Consider the following 23,950-nt stretch of genomic DNA (forward strand, 5'->3'; position numbering starts at 1 on the left):
GGTTCGGGGTCCCGTACAACCACCGGCACGTCCTCATGCCATCGTGATCATCAGCTCAACCGCTGACCATAGAGTAGATCGCGAAAGTTTGGAATTGGGATCGCATTATCCGCCCTGATAAACGTTGACCCTGACGATGGCAAAGGCTTCCGCCCTGGCCGATTTGCCCTGTAGCGCTTTCAGAATATTGGGATGATACCGGAGAGATGCGGGATCGAATGGATCCACCGACAAGGATGCATTCCATTTAGCGGATTTCATCGCCGCCCCCGTTTGACTCTTGCCGAGAATCTCCCATCCGCGCCCGCCAAGAAGATTGGCAGCTTTGTCTATCGCCTCGTTATTGCTCGCGCTTCCGACATCAATGACGAACGTATTAGTAATCTCTACATCATCATCGTAACTGTCTTCGATGCTGTCCTCCGCCTGAACTATGCCGATGCGGCGTACATCATCGAGAGCAGCGGGGGGCACCCGAGGAACCGGCGCAGAAAACAACCCGCCTCGGAAAGCAAGGAGAATTACGATAAGCACGACACCTAAAAGGCCCCCTGCCATAACTGCCCTTATCCACATTTCTTCCCCCCATCCTCAACGCACACCCATAATGCCCAAACGACGCCGTCACCGCCGCCCATGTTCAGCATCGCATCCAAATCTCTCCGCCTATTTTTGCGTTAGCCACATTCTCTTGAGTCCCGTCGAGAACACCGGTTTTCATCCACGTATCGAATCTGTCATGTTTCGGCACAGGATAAAACCAGTTCGTCCCATCCCATACCGTGACTCCAGAACATCCGCAATAAGCATATGCGGCTTCGATATCATTGATGGGACGCCCATCGATGCCGAGCGGCAGGAGGTGTGGCTGGCCGTAAAGCCACTGCGGGGACCTGGGCGTTTCCATCTGCTTGGATGAGGCAGGTCAGGGGCTGAGGCCGCCGAAAGCACGCACATGGGCGCCGCGGGTCGCCCGCCCGGTGATGACCGTGCGGGCCAGGCGGACCGGCCGGGTCGACATCGCCGGTGTGGTTTGCTACGCCCCAACACCGCACTCCGCCCGATTATCCCGATCCGCCCTGCAGGGATCGCCTCATTCTTTATTAGGAGACAAGGCGACGATAACATATGTATCGGACTTAGACGAGTCGCTGTGGAGGACTTTGTCGATCTTCGGTTCAAGAGTTGCACCGTATTCCTCAAAATCCCTGAATCTTCCAATCCTTAATATCACGTCCTTCCATTTGGCTGATTTCATCAGCGCCGAATCGGCGTCCCCGCCAGAGGCTATCGTCCAACCACGCTGTCGCAGGCGACCGAGCGCCACGTCATGCGCTTCTTTGAAGCGTCCCGCCCCCACATCCATTATTAAGATAGCCGTAACCTCGACAGTCCCCTCATAGACAGGGTCAGCAACAGTCTGCGCCACGACGCCACCGATACCGCGCACCTCATCAACAGCGGCTGTATCCACCTCGATTCTTCGAGTGAACCATTGCGTGCCGCACCCAGCAAGAGCTAGAGGCACACACAAGGCGGCAAGAAATAGCTTGGTCGTCGGAAGGATGCGTCTCAGACCATCGACGCGACCACGGAACATCGCAGCAACACCTCTTTCGTTGTTGCGGGCGCTTGCAGCGCATAACTCAACAATTGTTGGAAACACAATTCCAGTACTCCGACGCGGCTTGCATTGCCCACCCATTAGACATCATAGCATTAAAACGATTTATCGCTTCTTTTCTGTTGTCCGGATCATCAGTTACCAGAGGCCCGCCTCCCATTCAAGTGGAAAATCTACTCCAGCCAAATGTCCCAGTACTTGCACTCATCGTGACACCAGCACATCCACAGTACGTTACGGCCGCTTCCGCCCACGATATGTCACGGGTGTAGTACCCTCCTTCGTCCCTGGTCGCTTTTACTTTAATGCTATCTTTCAAATACTTTAGATACATTGCAGCGATATCAGTTGCGTATTTAGGCTTTATGGGCAGCGCTACAATCTGCACGTTTCCCCTTAGGCCTTCACTGAACACTTTACCTTTGTATTTCTGCAGCACCATCCTTGCCTTATATACTTCGAGTTGCGCTATGCCATAAGAGCCAGTTGCTCCACGCTTGGCATAAAGCGCAGGCGCTTCAAACCCTCCGGTCAACTCACTAAACTTCGCTTCCGGATCCATCATCTCGTAGATGAGAACAGCTGTCAGGGTATTCTTGTCCACATGCCATTGCGCTGCCGAGTTTTCTATGAACTTACTATATTTAAGCAGTTGCTTGAAGGAACTATAGTATGAGGGCGGCGGCCCATTCTTACCCCCAGCGGCCGACTTTCCTCCGGCGCCGAGCAACTCCTCTTGCGTGATCGAAGGGTTGGTGAAATTCATCCACGAGGCTAGCTTCGTGAAGTCCGCGCGCTCTTTGACACTCATGTTCCAGAAGCCGTCGGGAGCCGTCATTCCGTTCGGCATCTTACCGGCGCGTCTTGCTTCTTCATCACTGAAAAGGGGATTGCCCCGCAGGACGTAGTTTTCGAAGTACCATTCGGCGGCGCCTGGTTCAGAGAAGTCCAAACTCACTTCGCCTGCGCTGACACAGGCGAGACAGCCGCCGATCATGCCGTCGGACCAATCGATTACACCGCCGCCTCCGTAGCAAAAAAACTGCGGGTACGTCCAGTTAACGCCGAAAACCACCACCGTACAGTCCCGAGCGCCCGGAGGTCATGGGCGTGGCGGGGATTCCAGGGGGCGTTCCTTGCACCAGAGTCAGTCGAGCCGAAGCGGTTGAAACACCAACCACCGTTACCGTTCGAGTTGATCTGACGCACTGCGCCGACGGCTCCGCCAACGCACCCATCGCGGGCGCCGGTTGGAGCCACACGGTAGATATCCCGCTCAAGACCGCCTGCTCTCCGAAGTCGCGATGGAGGAAGAGTTCCAGGTCTCCAGGCCGACCGTCCGCAAGGCCATGAAAGTCCTCCGCGACCAGGGATGGATCGTGACCTCGCAAGGCGTCGGGTCGTTCCCGACTACCTCAGAGGAGCGAGCGGCGAACCCGAACGCCCAGCAGTAATCCTTACCCGGTTGAGCCTCCTCCGCCCTGCTCTCCCGGCGGTCGCAACGAGCTGAACAGCCGTTTCTCCAAGTTCTGCACGTCCGCGGCGTTCATCGCGGTTCCAGCAAGGGGTGCAGGAACCGTCCGGTGTGCGAGCCGGGATCGGCCGCGATCTGTTCTGGGTGCCCTCGGCGATGATCTGGCCGCCCCGCTGACCGCCGCCCTATGTCGATCAGCCAGTCGGCCGTCTTGATCACGTCGAGGTCGCGCTCGATGACGACGGCGGTGTCGCCGCCGTCGACCAGGCGGTGGAGCTCGATCAGCAGTCGGTCCACGTCGACGGCGTGGAGGCCGTTGGTGGGCTCGTCCAGCACGTAGAGGGTGCGTCCGCGGCGAGCTTCGCGCTCCAGCGCGGTAGCGTGCGCGGCCGCCAGCGTGGACGCACCCTTCACCGTACGGAGCGCACCCAGCGGCGAGTTGCGGGCGCGGACCGCTCTTCGGCCTTCCCCCAGCGCGCTACTCTCCGGGCATCTCACGATCCGGTACCTGGATCCCGTCGTGTAACGGGACGGCTCACCAAGTGATGGCGGCCAGCAGCGCGCCACCGCCAACGACCTCCACCCAGAAGTACAGCCAGCAGGGGTAGAACGCCGACGGCCGCTCGACCAACCGCGCCACCAGCCGTCCGACGGCCATGCCCAGCAGGGAAATGGCGATGGTCACGACCACGCCCGTCCGCATCCCGCCCACGTCGGCCGCCGCTGCCAGCAACAGACCCCCGACGGCCACGCCGAAACCGCCGTACACGGCGCGAACCTCGGTGCGCGCCTCGGCCGAGTCGGCCACGATCCGGAACGGCCTGATCAGCGCGGCAGGCGCGACGAGTCCGTAGACGCCCATCCCGAGGAAGAAAATCGCCACCACGGCGATCACGACAGCAGACATGAAGGTACGCCCCCTTTTACAGCACAGCAGGTTTGCTGGGCCAGCTTGCCGCTCGCGCACCGCATCCGGCTTTCACCGACCCGCCGCGTCGGGGCTGCAGGGGTACTTCGGCGGCACCCTAAGATCAGAAACCTCAGCCGGGCAAGCGCTTGCCACGTTGGGCTTCCGCGTTCAACGGCTCTTCGCGCTTTTCGCCGCGTTCGGCGGTGCTCGGTGACCCGCAGGGCGATGGCGGAGACCACCGCGACCAGGCCGAGGCCGATCAGCGCCGCTTTCCCCAGGCGGCCTGATCCGTACGTGGATTACGGACCGATGACACCGTTGTGAGGGGAAGACGGAGGACTTACGCCGCGCACCGGCCGGCCATTGGCCGGGCTTGACCCGCGCAACAGCATCACGCCGGTAAAGCGATCCAGAGGAAGTAGCCGACGAAAGCGATGCGTTGGCCCCAGCCAGGCGGCGGCCACCCCGTGGCCTGCCACATCGCCTGCCAGGCCAGATTCGCCACCAGGAACAGCACAAACCACGGCGTGATCCGTGCCAAGCCCGCGACGGAGGGCAGGCGCGTCAACAGCCGGCCCATCCAGAACAGGGAGGCGGCCCAGAAGATGCCAGAGGCGGTGGCGCCGGCCAGATGCGCGAGGGACGTGCCGGACTCGCGTGCCGCCATGTCCACGGGAAAGACGCCGGCGATCACCAGAGACGCCCCGGACAGGGCCAGCAGCGCCGGCCCGACCGCGGAGCCGCCGACCCGGATCAGCGGGGCGAACCCCGCTGCGAACGCGATCACCAGCAGTCCGGGTGCGACGAAACCCAGCGCGTTGAACGCGAACGCGTGCGGCGCCCCTGAGGCGCCCAATTCGCTGACCGCCTTGTGGGCGTGCGAATAGCCGTCATCGCGCAACGAGGCGAACACCGCGAGACTGCCCAGGAACATGACCGCCGCTGCTGGGGCGGCGGCTGCGGCGAGACGCGGGACAGCTGGTCCGGTGGTTAAGGCTGCGTCGGGCATATAGTTAGCCTATGCTAATCATATGAGCGGTCACAAGGTCCATGACGAGGCTCAACGCTGGACGATGGCTGCTGCCACACTGGTCCGCTGGTTGCGGGCGGCGGATCCGAACCCAGTGCTCACCAGGGCTCAAGCCTCCGCCTTGGCCGTCATCGTGCACGCGGGAGAGATCACGCCGTCCCAGCTGGCCGCCTTGGAGGAGGTGGCGCGGCCGACGATGGCGCGCACCGTGTCACAACTCGAGAAGCTGTCCATGATTCAACGCATCGCGTCGACTCATGACGGCCGCAGCGCCATCCTGTCAGCCACCCCCATCGGACGCGCCACCATCCACGACGGCCATGCGCGCCGCACCGCACCTCTCGCCGCCGCAATGGGCGAGCTCACGGCCGAGGAACGCGAGGCGCTCAGCAGCGCGCTCCCCGTACTGGAGGAGATCTTGCGAAGAGAGATCCCTGGACGATGAGCGGCCTCCGCTGTGCCCGCGCCCCCTGGCCCCCGCTCAGGTCGGCGTCGCGGCGCGAAGACCGTCCGGCGCCCGCTTTCGCTTGCTCATGACGGAACGGGCGTCGGCCAAACGGAGCGTACGCGCGCGGTTCAGAGCCGGGGCGCAGGGCGGCGATGTGTGGCCGGGACCTCGAACCCATACCTTTCGCCGAGGGCACGAACGTCCTCAAGATCTTTGTCCTCGGGCGTGTACGCCGTCTTGAACCTGAACATCCATTCAGCCTGGCGGTCATGTGGGCTACCGCAAGGCCAAGTTGTAACTCGGCGCCGTGGCTGACCGGCCCGTGTGATCAGTGGAACCAGACGACGAGCCGTACGTTCTGCGCGCCGTGCACTTCGCTGGGCGTGCGCATCACGCTCCACACCCGGCCCCAGTCGCTCTCATCGCCTGCGACCATGCCGCGGTTTCGCCTGCCGGAGCTGTCCGTCTCCGTCCAGTCGACAGAGGCGACCTCAGCCCAAGTGAGCCAAGTCGTTCCGAATACGTCGGCAGGTCCGCCATAGACGGCGAACTCACCGGTCAGCCCCTCCGAGGCATCGTGGGGAAAGCCACGGCCTTCAGCCACAGGGCGAAAGCCGAAGGTGTTGCGAATCCCGAAGAGACAGGCGAGTCCGTCGTAAGCGTTGCCGCGGTTGAGCAAGAAGAGGTCGATGGCGGCCTGCCACACAGAGTCCTCATCGTCCGGACCCCAAAGGCGGGCGCCCGGTCGGCACTCGATCATCCCACTGACGTCGGTAGACATGCTGAGATCTTGCCTGCATACCCCAGTCTTGGGCACCTGCATTTCGGCCCCGCTGCCCGTCAGTCACTCAACCTTCGGTGAGAATGCTCAACCTTCGCTGCGACGGGACACCAAGAACACGAAATTCCGTCCGATTCAGATGATCGGACGGGATTCCGTCAACCTCAGTCCAGCAGTTTCAAGAACGGTCCTAGGGGGCCCTGGGAGGTTTCAAGGGCCGGGCTTGGGGAGCTCTCCTCGCTGGGCGATCATCCACATCCATCCCTCCAAGGTGGCGACGAACTCGCCCAGGTCGGAAGTGGTGTAGGAGGCCCGCTCATGGTCCCAGTCGGGGTCGAGGACGACGACGCGGAAGCCGTGGCCGCCGTACCAGCCGGCGTCTATGTTGATCTCCCGAGCCCGCAGGCCACCCTTCTCCGCCACCTCCTGCGCGGTCAGCCAGGGCGGTGGTGCGGTACGAGCCCAATGCCCGTGGCGACGCGACAGGCGACCTGTCGGTCCGGTTGTGGGGGTCGGCGCTGCTCACCGGCAAGGTGGCCTACGCGCTCGACCGCATCCTGGACGAACGGCGCCGCAACACCATGACCGCACACGGATGGTTGACCGAGGCGGTCCTCACCGGCTACGCGCTGGCCCTGGAGACCGCGGGAGAGCTCGACCAGGCCATCGACCTCTACCAGGAGCTGATACCCCGCGCCGAGAAGCGGCGTTCGGTCTTCCTCAACCGGACGCTCACGCTCTGGGCCCAGGCCACGATGACCCCGCCCTACACCCGGCTCTCGCGCTGCCTTTTCGCCCGCTACGTGTCCGGTGGAGACTTCCAGGACGCCCTCCTCGCGGGCGACGCGCTCGAACGGCATCGCGCGCGGGAGCTCAGGCAGCGGGGCATCGTCCTGACCGGGACGGAGCCGTCCCGGTGGCTGGTCTCGCCGCTCACGTCGGCCGCGGCCACGCTGCCGGACGGGCACGCCGTCATCTGCGTCGGCATGCACCCCCACACGGTTCGCGTCGAGGGCCGGTGGATGACGGTCGGGCTCCCCGCCGGCGGAGTCGGCGGGTGGGCGGAGCAGACCACCCCGCCCGAGCTGCTCTTCGAGGTCCACGTCTGGTTCTCCGACCGGATGCAGGAGGCGGCACAGGCGGTACGCGAGGCACGGATCGCCACCATGGAGGAGTACGCCGGCATCCTCGAACGGTTCGTCCCGGCAGCGGACGTCCACGAGCGCCTCGCCACGCTCTGGCAGGCACTGGGGGCAGGTGCCGGACGCTTCGGCGAGCTGCACCTCAGCACCGAGGGCTACGCGCTCCAGCTGCCGTGGTCGGCGGCCGCCCTGGTCTCGGCGGGAAAAGCGGCCGTGGTGCGGGTCGTGGCGACCACAGCGCTGGTCGGACGGCCTCAGCGGCCGGCCGAGCCGGCTCCGACGATCGTCGTCGCCGTTCAGGACGACCGGTCGGAGCGCGCGAACGCGCAACTGCTGGAGGCAGGCGGCGACCTGGCCGAGCTGATCTACTCGGAGCAGCCCTCGGACGAGGCCGACGTCGGGGTCCGCCTCCAGGCGGATCTCCACCGGGTGAGCTCGGCCGACGCCCTCGTGCTCCTGGGTCACGGCCGCCGCGGCCGCGGCCTCACGCACGCGCTGCACGATTTCACCACGCAGCCGCGCACGGTCGTCCTGCTGGGCTGCTGGTCGGCCCACATCGACCAGGACCTCTCCCACATGGAGGTCGAGGGCTTGGCCGTCTCGCTGCTGGCCTCCGGCGTCGAGGCAGTCGTCGCCTCCCTGTGGCCGGTGACCCTGGAAGCAGGTGCCCTGCTCACCTCCCGCTACCTCGCCGAGCTGAGCCGCGGAGTCCCACCCGGACGCGCCTTCGCCACGGCCCGCACCGTACTCCGCTCCGACCCCCGCTTCGACCATCCGGCTGTTTGGTGCGGTTTCACCCTCTTCGGCTGAAGCTCGCGCGATAGGTCGTTGGAGTGAGCCCGACCCGGCTCGACAGGTGTTTGCGCAGGGAGTCCGCGCTGCCCAGACCGCTCTTCCCGGCCACCTGATCCATGGGCAGTTCGGTGGTCTCCAGAAGTTCCCTGGCCCGGTCGACGCGCCGGTGCAGCAGCCACTGGAGTGGGCTCAGCCCGGTCTCCGCGTGGAAGCGCCTGGTCAGGGTGCGCACGCTGATCTTGGCGTGTCCGGCCAGGTCGGCCAGGGTGAGCGGGCGATCGAGGTGTTCGAGCGCCCAGGCCCGGGTGGGAGCGAGTGAGGTGCCGCGCTCGGGAGGCAGTGGCGTCTCGATGAACTGGGACTGGCCGCCTGGCCGTACGGGAGAGACGACCGCGAGCCGCGCGGCCGCGTTGGCCACCGCCGCGCCATAGTCGAGCCTGACCAGATGCAGGCACAGGTCAATGGCGGCCGCGGCGCCCGCCGAGGTGAAGATGCCGCCGTCCTCGACGAAGAGGACGTCGGGCCGCACCTCGATCGACGGGAAGCGGGTGGCGAGGTCGTCGGCCAGCCCCCAGTGCGTGGTGGCGCGGCGCCCATCGAGCAGGCCGGCCTGGGCCAGCACGAACGCGCCCGTACACAGTGAGGCGATCCGGGCGCCGCCGGCCGCTGCTCTCCTCAAGGCGTCGAGAACCTCCGGGGGCGCCTGCTCGCCGCCGCTGCCGACGGCGAGCACCGTGTCCGCGCCGTCCAGCGCCCCCAGACCGTCCGCCACCACGACGTCGGGACCCCCGACGGTCGGCAGCGGGCCGGGCCGCGCCGTACAAACGCGCACGTCATAGTGCGGGACGCTGTTGAAAACCATGAAGGGGATCGAGATGTCGAAACTCAGCACGGGGGGCACGACGACTGCGGCGACGCGGTGCAGGGCCAGATCCTCCGGATAGTTGGCATTCCGGCCACTATGCCAGGAGGCCGCGGTTCGGCACCGTTGTCATCATGAAATTTGCCGACACAAAAGTTGCCGACACAAAAGTTGCCGACACAAAAGTTCATGTGATCGTGGGTCGTGGGGCTACCGCGTCGAAGACCGCTCTGCTGCTGGCCGAGGACGGCGAGCGGGTACGGATGATCAGCCGCACCGGCGGCGGGCCCGAGCACCCGCTCATCGACAAGGTCGCCGCGGACGCGACCGACACCGATCGGCTCACCGAGCTGACCGAGGGGGCGGACACGCTGTTCACCACCGCCGCGCCGCCGTACCACACCTGGCCCGAGCTGTTCCCGATCCTGTCGGCGTCGCTGCTCACCGCGGTGAAGCGGACCGGGGTCGCCTACGTCATGCTCGGCAATCTGTACGCCTACGGGCCGGTGGACGGGCCGATCACCCCGGACTTCCCGCTGGCCGCGGCCGGGCCCAAAGGGCGGGCCAGGGCGCGGGTATGGGAGGAGGCCGCCTCCTCAGGGGTAAGGGTCACCGAGGTGCGGGCCGGCCAGTTCTACGGCGCCGGAGCCTTCTCGGTGTTCAGTCTCATGGTGCAGCGGCACGTACTGGAGGGCAGGCTCGTCCTGGTGCCGCAGGAGCTCGATGTGCCGCACAGCTACACGGCGATCGGCGACGCCGCGCGCACGCTGGTCGCCGCGAGCCGCGACGATCAGGCGTACGGCCGGGCGTGGCACGCGCCCACCTCGACCCTGTCGGTACGGGAGCTGGCCGGGCGACTCGCCGAACTCGCGGGGGCGCCGGAACCACGGATGGAAGAGATGACCGAACGCGAGCGGACCCTGCTCGCGTACACCGACCCGCTCTGGGGGGAGATGCACGAGGTGCTCACCAAGCCCGGCCACCCGTTCGTCGTCGACTACTCCGAAACCGAGAAGATCCTCGGCGTGAGTGCCACCCCGGTCGACGACGTGCTCCGCGAAGTGATCTAGCGCTGGAGCGTGTTGCCCAGCGCCTGGGCGTGCCTTTATGGAGTTCCGGGCAGCGTCTTCAGCATGAATGGGAGAAACCGGTCAAAGACCATCATTGGCACCATCTTCGCGGGCTCGGCCTTGCTCGCGGCCGGGGCCTGCGGAAGTGCCCACACTCAGTCCGGCACCATCAAGGCCGACCCCGCGCGGGGTGTCATCCCTCTGCCCATGTCGACGCCGGGCGATCCCGAGCAGGAATCCGGCGGCACGGCGAGCCTCGAGAAGGCGGCCGCCGCGGCCACGGACTCCGCCGAGGGCTCCCATGTCCTCTCGGTCCAGTCAGAGAACGACGGCAAGATCTGGGAGGTCCAGCTGGCCGGACCCGACGGCACCGAGCGGCTGCTGGAAGTGGACGCGTCGGGAAAGGTGGTCTCGGAAGGCAGGTCCAAGGACACCGGCAAAGGTGAGAAGGCCAGGGTCATGGGGCTGGTCAAGGACGCCAAGGTGACCTTCAAGGACGCGTTGGAGAAGGTTTCCTCCTCGGTGTCGCACGGCAAGATCACCCACATGAGCCTGGACAAGTACAACAACGACCTTCTGGTCTGGGATGTCGATGTCGTCAGTCCGGACGGCACCTGGCAGGGGCTCAAGATCGACGCCAAGACCGGCACCGTGACCAAGAACGACTAGGGGGCCGGCAACTTTCCGCCACTACGGCGTTTCGGGATGCCGGAGGAGTTGCCGGCTGATGCCGCGGGCGGCGGCCAGTACAGGGGGCACCACGCCGGGCATGGGCAGGCCCGGCAGGGGATCGCCGGCGCGTACGACGACGGAGAGCGCGGCCACCACCTCGTCGGCCGCGTCGCTCACGGGGGCGGCCACCGACACCGCGTCGAGGGTGACCTGCCGGTCGCTGACGGCGAAGCCAGTGCGCCGCACTTCGGCCAGTACGCGCCGTAAAGCGTCCGGGTCCACGATGGTCTTGCTGGTGAAGGCCGCCAGCGGCCTGTCCAGGTAGCGCTCCTGGAACGCCCGGGGCGCGTACGCGAGCAGCACCAGCCCGACGCCGGTGGCATGCGCGGGCCACCGTCCGCCGACCCGGCTGTGCACGCCGACGGCGTCGTGGCTGGAGATCCGCTCGATGTACACGACGTCCAGGCCGTCGAGGACGGCGAGCTGGACGTGCTGACGGGTCGCCACGAAGAGGTCCTCGAGGTAGGGCATGGCCACCTCGCGCAGCCCCAGGCCGCGAGGTGCCAGTGCCGCGACCTCCCACAGGTGCAGGCCGATCTGGTAGCGGCCATTCCGGTCCCGTTCGAGCGCGCCCCACGCGACCAGCTCGCCGACCAGGCGGTGCGCCGTCGTCAGCGGCATCCTGGTCCGCCGGCTGATGTCGGACAGGGTCAGCCGGCGGCGTTCACCGGAGAACGCGTCCAGAACGCTGAGCACCCGGCTGGCCACCGACCGTGCGGGATCCGGTTGCCTGGACGGGCTTGCCATCGTTGCTGTGGTCATGGTCATGGGCAGCGCCTCCGACCGTCTGATCGCGCTTCGAGTACGCCGGGTCCCGGCCTCACCATTTCGTTGAATGTTGTTTGCGGCAACGTAATCCCGGGAGGCCAGACGGGTCTAGCCCTATTTCCGGGCTAATTTGTTGCCTTTGATAACAATCTAGAAACACGCCTGTCATGACGCGGGTCATCCTGTCTGAGGCTGTGAACGATAGATGGCCACTGGGAGCGATAGATGGCCAATCTGGGAGCGGGCGGCCGGCGGCCATGAAGTCGCTGGAGGAGCCGAAGGCTCACATGGTGGAGCCATGCCCGCCGCGCAGGCGTCGCACGAGGTCGTCGGCGGCCTCCGGCCACTGCGGGTAGTCGAAGGCGAAGCCCGCTTCGAGCAGGCGGCCGGGGACGACGCGGCGGCTTTTCAACAGGAGCTCGGTGTCCGAGCGCAGCGCGAACGCGCCGAGTTCGGCCATCCACTTTGTTGCGGGCAGGCCCACCGGAACACCCAAGGCGGCGCGCAGCACCCGCATGAATGTGCGTTGCGGTAAAGGGACAGGAGCGGCGAGGTTCACCGGTCCGGCGAGGTCGTCCCGGTCGACCAGGAACTCGACGGCGCGGACGAAGTCGCGGTCATGGATCCAGGACACGTACTGGGCGCCGCCGGCGACCGGGCCGCCTAGTCCGAGGCGCGCCAGCCGCAGCAAAACGTCGAAGACGCCGCCACGGTCGGGGCTCATCACCATGGCAGCGCGCATGCTGACCTTGCGCGTGCGCGGGGTTTCGGCTTGCTCCTGCGCCTGCTCCCACGCTTTCGCGATCTCCACGCTGTAGGCCCAGTAGCCTGGCACGCCCGGTTCGGTGCCGCCGAGCACGCCGGTCACCTCGTCGTTGGGGGCGTCGAAGCGGTGGGCGTAAATGGTGGCGGTGCTCATCTGCAACCAGACCCGAGGAGGCCGTACGGCGGCCGCGACCGCCTCACCCACCACCCGGGCGGAATGCACCCGTGAATCCATCATGGCTCGCAGATTGTCCGGCGTGTAGCGACAGTTGACGCTGCGTCCGGCCAGATTGATCACGACGTCGCTGCCGTCGATCTCCTTCGCCCATGGGCCAAGTGTCTCGGCATCCCAGCGGACGTCGCGATCGCGCACCGGCCGCCTGGTCAGGATCACAACATCATGGCCCGCGGCGGTCAGTGCGCGACTGAGGATGGTGCCTACCTGCCCGGTTCCCCCGGGTATCACGATCTTCATCCGGCTTCCCCCAAGGTGAGTGGGACAAGCCTAGCGCGGCTAGCTGAACACGTTCAAAAGCGGCTCATGTCGCGACATGGGAACCCCAAGGCCTGTGACACACCGGGCCCCAGATCACTACGCGCCCTGTCGTGCCTCATCGTGAGCGCCGCCTGGTCGGCGTATCCACGCTTCGGTCCGGCAGACCGTTACCAGGCCGGGCCAACATGAGCTCCCAGATTGGCCATCTATCGCTCCCAGTGGTTATCTATCGTTCACAGCCTCATCTGGCAGCAGGACCGGTGATAGTAGACCGACCCTTGCGAATCCCTGTCGCCCCAATATTCTTCCCAGCAATCGATGGCGTGCGCCTGAGATTCAGGCAGGAAGGCGCTCAGCATGCCATCGACAACGGTGTTGATCAGTCTCTTGACCACCACTTCTCCCTTCTTCGGCTGATGGACGCACTCTGTCGTCTTCGGCTGTCGCGCCCCTGACCTCGTGCTGACTCGGGACTTTCTCCGGGTGCGCCAAAACGTCGCCGTAGACGCGGCGATCAGCTCCCCGGCAATGCGCGCGCAGCCCTGCACACGTCCGGCTGTCGCGCCGCTGTCATCGCGCCCCTGGCCCGCCACCTGGCGACCGTCGATCGCCGGGCACACGATGGGCCGACGGCGTGAGGAGGCTGAAAGAAGAGTGTGAGTGGTACGCGAGGCCCGCTCATTACGCTCAGAAACAACTACGCCGAGCAGGCCGAAGAAATTCGGGTCAGGGCAGCCAGGCGTGCGACGTCAGGATAATTGTGGATATTGAACCAGAACCTCTCTTCCATTTCGGGGTGTTGGGCACACTCGAGATCTCGCGGGCCGGCCGACCGGTTTCCCTGCCGGCCGCCAAACAACGGGGCGTTCTGGCCACCCTCCTCCTCCAGGCCGGTCAGAAGGTCTCGCACGACCAGCTGATCGAGCGGATCTGGAATGGCAGGCCGCCGAACGACGCCCGCGGCGCGCTGCACACCCACGTCGCGCGGCTGCGACGCGCGCTGGGCGACGGCCATCATGACGCCCACCGCCTGATCCATACCTTCAACGACAGCTATTCCATCGAGCTCCCGCCCGGCAGCCTCGATCTGTCGACGTTCCGGGAGCTGACCGTGCGAGCGGCGGGTGCCCACGATGCCGCCGGTAAAGCCGATCTTCTCCGGCGGGCGCTGGCGCTGTGGCGGGGACCCGTGCTGGCCGATGTCCCGTCGGAGTCGTTGCACCGCGAAGAGGTGCCCTGGGTCATGGAGGAACGACTCCGGGCCATAGAACGGTGGTTTCAACTCGGCCTTCAGCTCGCCCGTCACGACGAGACGATCATCACTCTCAAGGAGGCGACGGCGGACCATCCCTACCATGAGCGGCTGTGGGCCCAGTTGATGATCGCGCTGCACAAGGCCGGCCGCCGGGCGGAAGCGCTGGAAACCTACCGGACCATCGACGGACTGCTGCGGAAAGAGCTCGGCATCGATCCGACTCAGGAACTGGTCCGCGTCCACGCCGCCATACTGAATGACGATCCCGATTCCGCCCGAATACTCGACGAGACGCATCCGGGCACGCCGCCGGTTTCCCGGCACATGCCTCCAGCGCTCCCGCTCGGCGCCGACGAGGAGCCGGAGCCAAGGGAGAAATCGCTGGAGCCATTCACCGGCGACGGCGTTCCTCAGCAGCTGCCATCCGGCATCGCCTCTTTCACCGGGCGGGAGGATGAGCTGAAGGCTCTCGATGATCTCCTCATGGCCAGCGACCACGAAACGTCGCCGCCCATCGTGATCGCCACGATCAGCGGAATGGGCGGTGTGGGCAAGACCGCGCTGGCGGTGCACTGGGCCCACCGTGCGATGGACCGCTTTCCGGACGGACTCCTCTACCTCGACCTGCGCGGCTTCGGGCCGGGCGGCCACGTCGACCCCGGCACCGCGCTGGAGCAGCTCCTCCACGCGCTGGCCGTGCCGCCCGGGCGGATCCCCGCGCGGACAGACGCTCGCTCGTCGATGCTGCGCAGCGTACTGGCCGGCCGCCGGGTGCTGATGCTGCTCGACAACGCCCGCGACTCGGCGCAGGTGCGGCCGTTGCTGCCGGGTTCGCACGCTGTCGTGCTGGTCACCAGCCGCAGTCAGCTGCGCGGGCTGGCCGTACGCGAAGGGGCACACCATGTCCTGCTCGAGCAGTTCTCCCCCGCCGAATCGGCCGCCCTGCTGACCAGGATCCTCGGGCCCGAACGGATCGGCGCCCAGGCACAGGCCACCGAGGAGCTGGCCCGATCGTGTGTTCACCTTCCCCTGGCGCTGACCATCGCCGCCGAACACGCCACCTGCCGGCCCGGCAGCTCGCTGCGGGATCTGGCGGAAGAGGTGCGGGACCAGCGGACCGCCTTGGACACGCTCGACACCGCCGACGACCATGAGGCCAGCCTCCGGGCGGTGTTCTCCTGGTCGTACCGGGCGCTGGAACCATCGGCCGCGCGCATGTTCCGCATGTTGAGCCTGCATCCGGGAGCCGACGTCAGCCCGCCCGAGGCGGCGGCGCTGGCCGGCGTCACCACCTCCGAGGCACGGCGGCTGCTCGACCTCCTCACCGGCCGGTCCCTGCTGGGAGGGACCGGCCGGGATCGTCACCGATTCCACGACCTGCTCCACGTCTACGCCGTCGAGCGGTCCCGCCGGGAGGACAGCGGGACCGAGCGGCGGACCGCGGTCCGCCGCGTTCTGGACTGGTATCTCCACACCGCTGATCGCGCCGCCGACCTCCTCGAACCCACCAGGAGGCGGTTCCCCCTGACGATCACCCACGTGCCCGCCGACCCGCCCGTCCTGGCCGGGCCCGCGGACGCGATGGCGTGGCTGGACGACCAGCGCGCCAACCTCATCGCGGCCACCAGGTTGTCGGCCGAGCACCGATGGGATGCCCATACCTGGCGGCTTCCCCATGCCCTGTGGCGGTTCTTCTTCGTCCGCGGCCATGTCCGCGACTGGATCGACACGCATCTCCTGGCTCTCGACGCCGCGAGGGGTGCCGGCGATCCTCGCGCGCTGGCCGAGACGACGAAGAATCTCGGCTTCGCCTACTGGCGATCCGGGCACCTCTCCGAGGCGCTCAGGCACCACGGCCGGGCGCTCGTCCTGGACCAGGAGAGCGGCGATCGCTGGGGCGAAGCCAAGACGCGCAACCATCTGGGCTTCATCTATGACCGCTCGGGCCGATTCGCCGAGGCGCTCGACCAGCAACACCGGTCACTTGCCCTCTATGCGGAGGTGGATGACCGGTGTGGCCAAGGCCGGGCGCTCATCGGCATCGGCAACGCCTACCGTCAGCTCGATCAGCACGCCGCGAGTGTGCCCCCGCTGGAAAGGGCGCTCGCCATCACCCGCGACATCGGCGATCGCTGGGGCGAGAGCCTCGCCCTCATCGCCATCGGCTTCACCCACCTGGCCACCGGCCGATACACCGAAGCCACCGACCACTTCCACCAAGCGCTCGCCATCACCCGCGAGATCGGTGACCGCTGGGGCGAAAGCCTCGCCCTCATCGCCATCGGCTTCACCCACCTGGCCACCGGCCGGCACACCGAAGCCACCGACCACCTCCGCCAAGCGCTCGCCATCACCAGGGAGACCGGTGACCGCTGGGGCGAAAGCCTCGCCCTCATCGCCATCGGCTTCACCCACCTGGCCACCGACCGGCACACCGAAGCCACCGACCACCTCCATCAAGCCCTCGCCATCACCCGCGAGATCGACAGCATGGGCGACGACGGCTTGCTCGAAGACGCCTGCCGCGCTGGAACGTCCCTTGGCCCCGTCCACGGCCGTGAGGCCGTCTTCTCCGCCCTGGGCCTGCACACCCGGCTTCAGCCGGCCCTGGCTCGGGAAGTCACGCTCGCCGAGCCGTCGCCCTGCTCCCCGTAGGGCTCGGCGACGAAGAACGCTCATCCTCTTGTGAACCGGCACGAATCCCGGCCCCTCACTCTGGCGTACGGTCGCGGGTGACATCGACTACTCGGAGGGCCGGCAGGTTGATCGCGGTCAGAGAACTACACGAGATCGCGGAGTTCGAGAGACTGTTCGCGCTGTTCGACGGCATCTGGCGGTTCGACCAGGGCGGGCAGCCGATCACGGTCGAGCTGATGCGGGCGCTGTCGCACGCCGGCGGCTACGTCGCGGGCGCCTTCGACGGCGACCGGATGGCCGGCGGGTCCGTCGGATTCCTCGCGGCGGGCAACGCGCTGCACTCCCACATCACCGGCGCCTCCGCCGGACGCGGCATCGGGTTCGAGCTCAAGCTGCACCAGCGCCGGTGGGCGCTGGAGCGCGAGCTGGGCCGGGTCACCTGGACCTACGATCCGCTGGTACGCCGCAACGCCCACTTCAACCTGGCCAAGCTGGGCGCGCGCCCGCGCGAATACCTGCCCGGCTTCTACGGCATCATGGACGACGAGATCAACCAGGGCGACGAGTCCGACCGGATGCTGGCCGTCTGGGAGCTGTCCGCGCCGCATGTCGAGGCCCTCGCCAGACGGGAACCGTGGCCGGTCCACGTGCCGGGCGACGCGGTGGTGGGCCTGGCCGACGACGGGGGCCGGCCGGTGCCGGGCCGTACGGACGCCGCGACGGTGCTGGTGGCCGCGCCGCCGGACATCGAGGGGTTGCGCCGGGCCGACCCGGGAACGGCCAAGGCATGGCGTCACGCCATGCGGGACGTCCTGGGCGGCCTGATCGCCGAAGGCCGCGTCGTCACCGGGTTCCATCAGAAGTCCTTTTACGTAGTGGAGAAAGCGTGAAGATCACCGGAGTTGAGCTGCGGCGGATCGCGATGCCGCTGGTGGCGCCGTTCCGCACCTCGTTCGGCACCGAGACGGCCCGCGACGTGCTGCTGGTCCGGGTGGTGACGCCCGACGCCGAGGGCTGGGGCGAGTGCGTGGCCATGTCGGAGCCGCTCTACTCCCCCGAGTACGTCGACGGCGCGGCCGAGGTGATCCGGCGCTTCCTGCTGCCCGCCCTGCCCCGCACCCTCGACGCGAACGCCGTCGGCCGGGCCCTGGAGCCGATCAAGGGGCACCGGATGGCCAAGGCCGCCCTGGAGACGGCCGTGCTGGACGCCCAGCTCAGGGCGTCGGGCGAGTCGTTCGGCCGCTTCCTCGGCGCGGCCCGCGACCGGGTGCCGAGCGGGGTCTCCGTCGGCATCATGGACTCGATCCCGCAGCTGCTCGACGCCGTCGAGGGCTACCTCGGCGAGGGGTACGTGCGGATCAAGCTGAAGATCGAGCCCGGCTGGGACGTGGAGCCGGTCAGGGCGGTGCGCGAGCGGTTCGGCGACGACATTCTCCTCCAGGTCGACGCGAACGCCGCCTACACGCTCGTGGACGCCCGCCAGCTGGCCAAGCTGGACGACTTCGGCCTGCTGCTCATCGAGCAGCCCCTGGCCAACGACGACTTCGTCCAGCACGCCAAGCTGGCCAAGCAGCTGCGGACGCCGATCTGCCTGGACGAGTCGATCGAGTCGGTCGAGCACGCCGCCGCCGCGATCGCGCTGGGCTCCTGCTCGATCGTCAACATCAAGCCCGGCCGGATCGGCGGCTACCTGGAGGCCCGCCGCATCCACGACCTGTGCCGGGCGAACGGGATCGCGGTGTGGTGCGGCGGCATGCTGGAGACCGGGCTCGGCCGGGCCGCGAACGTGGCGCTGGCCGCGCTGCCCGGGTTCACGCTGCCGGGCGACACCTCGGCCTCGCGCCGCTACTTCGCCACCGACATCACCGAGCCGTTCGAGCTGAGCGACGGCCACCTGGCGGTGCCGACCGGGCCGGGGCTGGGCGTCGCGCCCATCCCGGCCCTGCTCGACGAGGTCACCACCGCCACCGAGTGGATCACTCTCTGAGCCCTCCGGTCCGCCCTCCGACGAGCCCCCCGATAAGCCCTCAGGTGAGCCGGGGCACCGCCTCCAGGAGGGCGCGCGTGTAGTCGTGGGCGGGCTCGCCGACCACCCGCTCCGTGGGCCCGGACTCGACGACGCGGCCCTGGTGCATGACCGCGACGACGTCGGAGACGTACCGGACGACTGCCAGGTTGTGCGAGATGAACAGCATCGACAGGCCCAGTTCGTCGCGGAGCGAGCGCACGAGGTTGAGCACCGCGCCCTGGACGGACACGTCGAGCGCGCTGGTGATCTCGTCGGCGACCAGCAGGTCGGGCGCGGCGCCGAGCGCCCGGGCGATGGCGACCCGCTGCCGCTGGCCGCCGGACAGCTCGCGCGGATAGCGCCCGGCCAGGCCAGCGGGGAGCGAGACGAGCCCCAGCAACCGCTCCACCTCGGCCCGCCGCCCCGCCCGGTCACGCCTTACCCCCTCCCCCACCGACTCGCCGACCGTCATGCGCGGGTCCAGCGAGGCGTACGGGTCCTGGAAGACCATCTGGACGTTGCGTGCCCCGTCGATCCGGCCCGTGTACGGCACCAGGCCGCTCACCGCCCTGGCCAGCGACGACTTGCCCGACCCCGACTCGCCGACGAGCCCGACGATCCGGCCAGGGGGGATCTCCAGCGTGACCCGGTCGACCGCGGTGAACGCGCCGAAGCGCACGGTCAGGTCTTCGATGATCATTTGACCTCCCAGCAGGCCACGCGGCCCGCCTCGCCGTACGGGATGAGCGGGGGACGTTCGGCGGAGCAGCGGGCGGTCGCCAGGGCGCACCGGTCCGCGAAGGCGCAGCCGGGGCCCACCTCCGAGGGGGCGGGCTGGCGGCCGGGGATGCTCGCGAGGGGCTTGTCCCGGTCGGTGGCCATGTCGGGCAGGGAGGCGATGAGCGCCCGCGTGTACGGGTGCGCGGCCTCGGCGGCCAGCCTGGAGACAGGCAGCTCCTCCACGACCCGGCCCGCGTACATGACCATGACCCGGTCGCACAGCTCGCCCACCACGGCGATGTCGTGCGTGATGAACAGCGCGGCCGCGCCGCTCTCCTCGGTGACCTCGCGCAGCAGCCGCAGGATCTGCCGTTGCACGGTCACGTCGAGCGCCGTGGTCGGCTCGTCGGCGATGATCAGCCGCGGCGTGGCCATGAGGCCCATCGCGATCACCGCGCGCTGCCGCATGCCGCCGGACAGCTCGTGCGGGTGCTGCCGGGCGCGCGCGGCCGGGTCGGGCAGGTGGACGTGCCCGAGCCGGTCCACGGCCCGCCGGTTCGCCTCGGCCCGCCCGGCGCCCTGGTGCACCCTCGCCACCTCGGCGAGCTGCCCGCCCACCCGCAGCGCCGGGTTGAGCGAGGCCATGGGGTCCTGGAACACCATGGCCAGCGTCGTGCCGAGCGCCTTGCCCGACAGCGTGGCGACGTCCCGGCCGCCGAGCAGCAGCCGCCCGTAGGCGACCGTGCCCGGATAGGGGACGAGCCCGCCGATCGCGGCGGCGGTCAGGCTCTTGCCGCTGCCCGACTCCCCCACCAGGCCGACGATCTCGCCGGGCGCGATGGTCAGCGACAGCCCGCGTACGGGTGTCACGCCGCCGGGGAACGCGACGGTCAGATCCCTGACCTCAAGCACCGCTCCGGGGTTCGGCTCGCCGGGATCGGGCGGAACCGCCGTGTCCGACGCCTTCCCGCCCGCGGCGGTACGGGCGGCGGCCTTGGCCATGGCGTCGCCCAGCAGGTTGAACCCGATGCCGGCGAGCGCGATGGCCGCCGCCGGGCCGAGGGCGACCTCGGGCGTGACGTAGATGCGGGCGAACCCGTCGTACAGCAGCCTGCCCCAGTCGAACGACGGCGGCTGCACGCCCAGGCCCAGGAACGACATCCCGGCCAGGCCGAGCAGGGCGCCGCCGAGCGCCTGGGTGAGCTGCAGGATGAGCGGCTCGGCGATGTTGGGCAGCACGTGCCCGGTCAGGATCCGGCGGCGGGACACGCCGAGCATCCGGGCGGCCGACACGTAGTCGGATCCGGCGACGGTCGCGGCCAGCGTCTGGGTGAGCCGGGCGAATCCGGGCGCGATGGCGACCCCGATGCCGAGGACCGCGCCGCGGGCGCCCAGCCCGGAGACGACGGCGGTGAACATGGCCAGCAGCAGCCCGGGGAAGGCGACCAGGGCGTTGACCGTCCCGGTGATCAGCCGGGCGGGCCGGCCCGGCAGCACGGACGGGAGGGCGCCGAGCACGATCCCGGCCAGACCGCCGATGAGTGTGGCGGCCAGCGCCAGCGCCAGGGAGAAGCGGCCGGCCACGAGCACCCTGGCGAGCAGGTCGCGGCCCAGGCTGTCGGTGCCGAGCGGGTGGGCGGCGGACGCCCCTTGGAGGATGGCCGCCGCGTCGATGCGCTCGGCGCTCGCGCCCCAGATGGGCGGCCCGGCGACGGCCAGCATGATCATGGCCGCGACGAGCACGGCTCCGGCGACCGCCGCGGGCGTGCGCGGCAGCCGGGGCTTCATCGGGAACCCCCGGCGCGTGTGTGCGGCGGGCGGGGTGTCACTCACGCCTCCCTGATCTTGGAGGTAGGGTCGAGCGCGGCCAGGGCCAGGTCGACGGCGAGGTTCACGACGAGCACGATCGCGCCGTAGACGAGGATGACGCCCTGGGCGACCGGATAGTCCTTCTGCGTGATCGACTCGACGATCTTCATGCCGAGCCCCGGCCAGGCGAAGACGTACTCGACCAGCACGCTGCCCGCGATCAGCGCCGAGAGCAGCAGGCCGCCCAGGGTGAGGGTGGCGGTGAGCGTGTTGGGCAGCACGTGCCTGAGGTAGAGGCGGGCGGCGGGCAGGCGTTTGGCGCGCGCCAAACGTACGTAGTCGGTGCCCAGCTCGCGCAGCGTCTCAGCGCGGGAGATGCGGGCGATCATGGCGATCGGGCCGATCGCCAGCGCGAGGACGGGCAGCACGTACGAGGCGGCGCCCGCCTTGCCCGCGGGCGGGAACGCGCCGAGACCGATGGCGAAGACGGTCACCAGCGCGATCGAGTACAGGAACTCGGGCACGGCGACGGCCGTGCCCGTCACGGTGGTGAAGGCGTACTCGGTGCCACGGTTGCGGCCGTTCTCGGTGCGGACGGCCGCCCACATGCCGAGCGGCACCGCCACCAGCAGCGCCACCACGGTCGCCAGCAGGGCCAGGGCCAGCGTGTTGGGCAGCCGGGCGGCGACGATCTCGACGACCGGCTCCCCCGAAAGAAACGAGGTCCCGAAATTTCCGGACAGCACGTGGCCCGTGTAGGTGAGGAACTGCTCGGGGATCGACCGGTCGAGCCCCAGCGCCGCCGTACGCGCCTGGACGAGCTCGATCGGCGCGGCCGGCCCGAGCGAGGCACGTACCGGGTCACCCGGGATGAAATGGATCATCGCGAAGGACGCGACGAGCAGCGCGGCGAGGGAGACGGCGAACCGCACGACCTGCCGCACCACCCACCGCGGGCCGCGCGACCGCACCCGGCGCGGCGAGCCGGGTCCGCTCTTGTGGAGCTCGCGCACTCAGCCTCCCCGCGTGAGGCGGATCGAGGTCGGCACGACGCCCCCGGCCATCATGCGGAACGTGCCGCCCTTGCCGGCGGCCAGCACGGTGTTCTCCACGACCGGGACCAGGTCGGCGTTCTCGAACAGCGCCGACTCGGCCTCCAGCCACAGCTTGCAGCCTTCGGCCGCCGGCTTTCCCGAGGCCTGCGCGACGAGCGAGGTGTAGCGGGAGTTGGTCAGGTGGGCGAAGTTGGCGCCCTTGGGCGCGGCCGGCCCCGACAGGAAGCCGACGAGCTGGCTCGGCAGGGTGACGGCGATCGGCAGCCAGATGGCGTCCCAGTCCTGGGTGACGTTGAGCGACTCCGCCAGCTTGGCGTCGATGATGCCGTTCAGCTTCACCTCGACGCCGGCCTTCTTCCAGGCGGCGCCCAGGTACTCGGCCGCCGCCTGCACCCCGGATCCCCTGGTGGTGGGATAGACGAAGCGCAGCGTCAGCCGCTTGCCGTCCTTGACCCTGACGCCGTCGGCGCCGGCTCGCCACCCCGCCGCGTCCAGGGCGGCGGCGGCCGCGGCCGGGTCGTTGGCGGGCACGTGCCCGGTGACCGTGTCGCCCTGGCAGGGCCGCGGGTCGAGGACGAGCCCGGTGGCGGGCCGGCCGGTGCCGCTGGCGGCGATCCCGGCCAGCTCCTTGAGGTTGACGGCCTGGGTGAGCGCCTTGCGTACGGCCGGGTCGTGGGCGGGCCGGTCGTCACCCTGGTGGTAGAAGAACTGGCCGTTCCCGAAGGGCAGGACGTTCTTGACGACTCCCGGGGTGGCCGCCACGCGGGCGCGGTCGGGGCCGTAGAAGGTGGCGCCGTTGAGCGTGCCGGCGACGAGCAGGTTGGCGGCGGTCTGCTCGTTGGGCACGACCTTCAGCGTGACCGTCTCGGGCAGGTTTTTGGCCGTGGCCCCGCCGGGGCCCCAGACGTACTCCCTGCGGACCTTGAAGGTGTAGTGGTCGCCCGAGACCGACTCGGTGAGCCGGTAGGGGCCGGAGCCGGAGGTGGCGTGGGCGAGCGCCGAACGGTCCTCGACGCCCTTGCCGCACACGATGTACATCTGCTCGGCACTCTCCAGGATGAAGCTGAAGGGCTCGGGCGTGGACAGGGTCACGGTGCCCGCCGCGTCGTCCGCCTTGGCCTTCATCCCGGTGGGCACGAGAACGCCGTAGATGGGCGATTTGGTGGCGGGGTCGGCGATGTGGTTGACGTTCTCGGCCACGTCGGAGGGGGTGAGCTTGGCGCCATCGGAACAGGTCGCGTCCTTGCGCAGGGTGAAGGTCACCGAGTCGGGCTTGACCTGCCACTTCTCGGCGAGTCCCGGGACGATCCGGCCGTCGGCGCCGACGCCGACGAGGGTGTCGTACGCGAACGCGAGCACCTGGTTGGTGACCGACAGCACGCCCATGGCGGGGTCGAGCACGCCGGGGTCGGCGCTGATGGCGAAGGAGAACGTGCCGCCGGTGACCGGCGCGCCCGTCCCCGAGCCGGTGCCTGTTTCTGTGCCCGCAGTGCCGCCGCAGGCCGCGGCGAGCAGGGCCAGCGCGACGAGCGCGGCTGGTTTTCTCATGTGGGGCGCTCCAGGGGAGTG

The 23,950-nt window shown here is 68.3% G+C and carries 24 protein-coding genes; 8 read left to right on the forward strand and 16 right to left on the reverse strand.

The features are described from left to right. Positions 1 to 105 precede the first annotated feature (105 nt). The 3 genes from LDL49_RS45440 to LDL49_RS45450 form a co-directional block, all read right to left on the reverse strand. Complete coding sequence (locus LDL49_RS45440; RefSeq protein ID WP_225301152.1) at positions 106 to 534, reverse strand: hypothetical protein; 429 nt, start codon at positions 532 to 534, stop codon at positions 106 to 108. A gap of 559 nt (positions 535 to 1,093) precedes the next feature. Further along, complete coding sequence (locus tag LDL49_RS45445; RefSeq protein WP_225301153.1) at positions 1,094 to 1,600, reverse strand: hypothetical protein; 507 nt, start codon at positions 1,598 to 1,600, stop codon at positions 1,094 to 1,096. A 184-nt stretch (positions 1,601 to 1,784) separates the two neighbouring features. Continuing rightward, positions 1,785 to 2,702, reverse strand: a complete 918-nt coding sequence (locus LDL49_RS45450) for a hypothetical protein (RefSeq protein ID WP_225301154.1) — start codon at positions 2,700 to 2,702, stop codon at positions 1,785 to 1,787. Between the two features lie 172 nt (positions 2,703 to 2,874). Here LDL49_RS45450 and LDL49_RS45455 point away from each other — a divergent pair, with 172 nt between their 5' ends. Beyond that, complete coding sequence (locus LDL49_RS45455; protein ID WP_225301155.1) at positions 2,875 to 3,078, forward strand: GntR family transcriptional regulator; 204 nt, start codon at positions 2,875 to 2,877, stop codon at positions 3,076 to 3,078. Positions 3,079 to 3,170: 92 nt separating this feature from the next. On the opposite strand, the gene LDL49_RS45460 is transcribed toward LDL49_RS45455, so the two are convergent. From LDL49_RS45460 to LDL49_RS45470, 3 genes are all read right to left on the reverse strand, one after another. Continuing rightward, entirely contained in the window at positions 3,171 to 3,512 is a 342-nt protein-coding gene (locus tag LDL49_RS45460) for a hypothetical protein (RefSeq protein ID WP_225301156.1), read from the reverse strand. Between the two features lie 121 nt (positions 3,513 to 3,633). After that, the gene (locus LDL49_RS45465; protein ID WP_225301157.1) at positions 3,634 to 4,005 is read right to left on the reverse strand and encodes a DUF4345 family protein; all 372 of its coding nucleotides are present in this window, start codon (positions 4,003 to 4,005) and stop codon (positions 3,634 to 3,636) included. Between the two features lie 394 nt (positions 4,006 to 4,399). Continuing rightward, positions 4,400 to 4,942 carry a DUF998 domain-containing protein gene (locus tag LDL49_RS45470; protein WP_263656351.1) on the reverse strand — a complete coding sequence of 181 codons (543 nt, stop codon included), beginning with the start codon at positions 4,940 to 4,942 and terminating at the stop codon, positions 4,400 to 4,402. A gap of 97 nt (positions 4,943 to 5,039) precedes the next feature. Between LDL49_RS45470 and LDL49_RS45475 the strand changes: the two genes are divergently transcribed. Continuing rightward, positions 5,040 to 5,483, forward strand: coding sequence for a MarR family winged helix-turn-helix transcriptional regulator (locus tag LDL49_RS45475; RefSeq protein ID WP_225301159.1), 444 nt, complete (start codon positions 5,040 to 5,042; stop codon positions 5,481 to 5,483). A gap of 331 nt (positions 5,484 to 5,814) precedes the next feature. On the opposite strand, the gene LDL49_RS45480 is transcribed toward LDL49_RS45475, so the two are convergent. Both LDL49_RS45480 and LDL49_RS45485 read right to left on the reverse strand, forming a co-directional pair. Next, positions 5,815 to 6,267: a hypothetical protein gene (locus LDL49_RS45480; RefSeq protein ID WP_225301160.1), complete on the reverse strand. Its 453-nt coding sequence runs from the start codon at positions 6,265 to 6,267 to the stop codon at positions 5,815 to 5,817. Between the two features lie 210 nt (positions 6,268 to 6,477). Beyond that, a complete protein-coding gene (locus LDL49_RS45485; RefSeq protein WP_225301161.1) occupies positions 6,478 to 6,690 on the reverse strand; it encodes a hypothetical protein in 213 nt (70 codons plus the stop codon). A 26-nt stretch (positions 6,691 to 6,716) separates the two neighbouring features. On the opposite strand from LDL49_RS45485, the gene LDL49_RS58775 reads away from it, so the two are divergent. Beyond that, positions 6,717 to 8,219 (forward strand): CHAT domain-containing protein, encoded by a 1,503-nt coding sequence (locus LDL49_RS58775; protein ID WP_225301162.1) that lies wholly within the window; start codon positions 6,717 to 6,719, stop codon positions 8,217 to 8,219. Here LDL49_RS58775 and LDL49_RS45495 read toward each other — a convergent pair. After that, complete coding sequence (locus LDL49_RS45495; protein ID WP_225301197.1) at positions 8,203 to 9,129, reverse strand: GlxA family transcriptional regulator; 927 nt, start codon at positions 9,127 to 9,129, stop codon at positions 8,203 to 8,205. The two genes, LDL49_RS58775 and LDL49_RS45495, sit on opposite strands and share 17 nt — an antisense overlap. A 134-nt stretch (positions 9,130 to 9,263) precedes the next feature. On the opposite strand from LDL49_RS45495, the gene LDL49_RS45500 reads away from it, so the two are divergent. Then, positions 9,264 to 10,136, forward strand: coding sequence for an NAD-dependent epimerase/dehydratase family protein (locus LDL49_RS45500; protein WP_225301163.1), 873 nt, complete (start codon positions 9,264 to 9,266; stop codon positions 10,134 to 10,136). A 63-nt stretch (positions 10,137 to 10,199) separates the two neighbouring features. Continuing rightward, positions 10,200 to 10,805, forward strand: coding sequence for a PepSY domain-containing protein (locus LDL49_RS45505; protein WP_225301164.1), 606 nt, complete (start codon positions 10,200 to 10,202; stop codon positions 10,803 to 10,805). 21 nt (positions 10,806 to 10,826) lie between these two features. Here LDL49_RS45505 and LDL49_RS45510 read toward each other — a convergent pair whose 3' ends face one another. The 3 genes from LDL49_RS45510 to LDL49_RS45520 form a co-directional block, all read right to left on the reverse strand. After that, positions 10,827 to 11,615: an IclR family transcriptional regulator gene (locus LDL49_RS45510; RefSeq protein ID WP_225301165.1), complete on the reverse strand. Its 789-nt coding sequence runs from the start codon at positions 11,613 to 11,615 to the stop codon at positions 10,827 to 10,829. A gap of 304 nt (positions 11,616 to 11,919) precedes the next feature. Beyond that, on the reverse strand, positions 11,920 to 12,876 hold the full coding sequence (locus LDL49_RS45515) for a TIGR01777 family oxidoreductase (RefSeq protein ID WP_225301166.1): 957 nt from the start codon (positions 12,874 to 12,876) through the stop codon (positions 11,920 to 11,922). 254 nt (positions 12,877 to 13,130) lie between these two features. Continuing rightward, positions 13,131 to 13,292 (reverse strand): hypothetical protein, encoded by a 162-nt coding sequence (locus LDL49_RS45520; RefSeq protein ID WP_225301167.1) that lies wholly within the window; start codon positions 13,290 to 13,292, stop codon positions 13,131 to 13,133. Positions 13,293 to 13,693: 401 nt separating this feature from the next. Between LDL49_RS45520 and LDL49_RS45525 the strand changes: the two genes are divergently transcribed. The 3 genes from LDL49_RS45525 to menC all read left to right on the forward strand — a co-directional run bounded on the left by LDL49_RS45525 (position 13,694) and on the right by menC (position 18,776). Then, positions 13,694 to 16,807, forward strand: coding sequence for an AfsR/SARP family transcriptional regulator (locus LDL49_RS45525; protein ID WP_225301168.1), 3,114 nt, complete (start codon positions 13,694 to 13,696; stop codon positions 16,805 to 16,807). Positions 16,808 to 16,914: 107 nt separating this feature from the next. Next, positions 16,915 to 17,679: a GNAT family N-acetyltransferase gene (locus tag LDL49_RS45530; protein WP_225301169.1), complete on the forward strand. Its 765-nt coding sequence runs from the start codon at positions 16,915 to 16,917 to the stop codon at positions 17,677 to 17,679. Further along, positions 17,676 to 18,776, forward strand: a complete 1,101-nt coding sequence (gene menC, locus LDL49_RS45535; protein WP_225301170.1) for an o-succinylbenzoate synthase — start codon at positions 17,676 to 17,678, stop codon at positions 18,774 to 18,776. The genes LDL49_RS45530 and menC overlap by 4 nt, the downstream gene beginning before the upstream one ends. Before the next feature lie 40 nt (positions 18,777 to 18,816). Here the strand turns inward: menC and LDL49_RS45540 are convergent, their stop codons facing one another. The 4 genes from LDL49_RS45540 to LDL49_RS45555 are packed head-to-tail and all read right to left on the reverse strand — an operon-like array spanning position 18,817 to position 23,929. After that, positions 18,817 to 19,497, reverse strand: a complete 681-nt coding sequence (locus LDL49_RS45540; RefSeq protein WP_225301171.1) for an ABC transporter ATP-binding protein — start codon at positions 19,495 to 19,497, stop codon at positions 18,817 to 18,819. Beyond that, on the reverse strand, positions 19,494 to 21,350 hold the full coding sequence (locus LDL49_RS45545) for a dipeptide/oligopeptide/nickel ABC transporter permease/ATP-binding protein (protein WP_225301172.1): 1,857 nt from the start codon (positions 21,348 to 21,350) through the stop codon (positions 19,494 to 19,496). The genes LDL49_RS45540 and LDL49_RS45545 overlap by 4 nt, the downstream gene beginning before the upstream one ends. Continuing rightward, positions 21,347 to 22,339: an ABC transporter permease gene (locus LDL49_RS45550; RefSeq protein WP_225301173.1), complete on the reverse strand. Its 993-nt coding sequence runs from the start codon at positions 22,337 to 22,339 to the stop codon at positions 21,347 to 21,349. Before LDL49_RS45550 ends, LDL49_RS45545 begins: the two co-directional genes overlap by 4 nt. Beyond that, positions 22,340 to 23,929: an ABC transporter substrate-binding protein gene (locus LDL49_RS45555; RefSeq protein WP_225301174.1), complete on the reverse strand. Its 1,590-nt coding sequence runs from the start codon at positions 23,927 to 23,929 to the stop codon at positions 22,340 to 22,342. It lies immediately after the preceding gene. Positions 23,930 to 23,950 lie beyond the last annotated feature (21 nt).

The organism is Nonomuraea aurantiaca (assembly GCF_020215705.1).
In the GTDB taxonomy this organism is placed as follows: domain Bacteria; phylum Actinomycetota; class Actinomycetes; order Streptosporangiales; family Streptosporangiaceae; genus Nonomuraea; species Nonomuraea aurantiaca.

Bases quoted from the DNA above. Each gene is read 5' to 3' on its own strand.
- LDL49_RS45445 (WP_225301153.1), bottom strand. From the start codon at position 1,600: ATGTTCCGTGGTCGCGTCGATGGTCTGAGACGCATCCTTCCGACGACC.
- LDL49_RS45465 (WP_225301157.1), bottom strand. From the start codon at position 4,005: ATGTCTGCTGTCGTGATCGCCGTGGTGGCGATTTTCTTCCTCGGGATG.
- LDL49_RS45470 (WP_263656351.1), bottom strand. From the start codon at position 4,942: ATGTTCCTGGGCAGTCTCGCGGTGTTCGCCTCGTTGCGCGATGACGGC.
- LDL49_RS45475 (WP_225301159.1), top strand. From the start codon at position 5,040: ATGAGCGGTCACAAGGTCCATGACGAGGCTCAACGCTGGACGATGGCT.
- LDL49_RS45480 (WP_225301160.1), bottom strand. From the start codon at position 6,267: ATGTCTACCGACGTCAGTGGGATGATCGAGTGCCGACCGGGCGCCCGC.
- LDL49_RS45505 (WP_225301164.1), top strand. From the start codon at position 10,200: ATGAATGGGAGAAACCGGTCAAAGACCATCATTGGCACCATCTTCGCG.
- LDL49_RS45510 (WP_225301165.1), bottom strand. From the start codon at position 11,615: ATGGCAAGCCCGTCCAGGCAACCGGATCCCGCACGGTCGGTGGCCAGC.
- LDL49_RS45515 (WP_225301166.1), bottom strand. From the start codon at position 12,876: ATGAAGATCGTGATACCCGGGGGAACCGGGCAGGTAGGCACCATCCTC.
- LDL49_RS45540 (WP_225301171.1), bottom strand. From the start codon at position 19,497: ATGATCATCGAAGACCTGACCGTGCGCTTCGGCGCGTTCACCGCGGTC.
- LDL49_RS45555 (WP_225301174.1), bottom strand. From the start codon at position 23,929: ATGAGAAAACCAGCCGCGCTCGTCGCGCTGGCCCTGCTCGCCGCGGCC.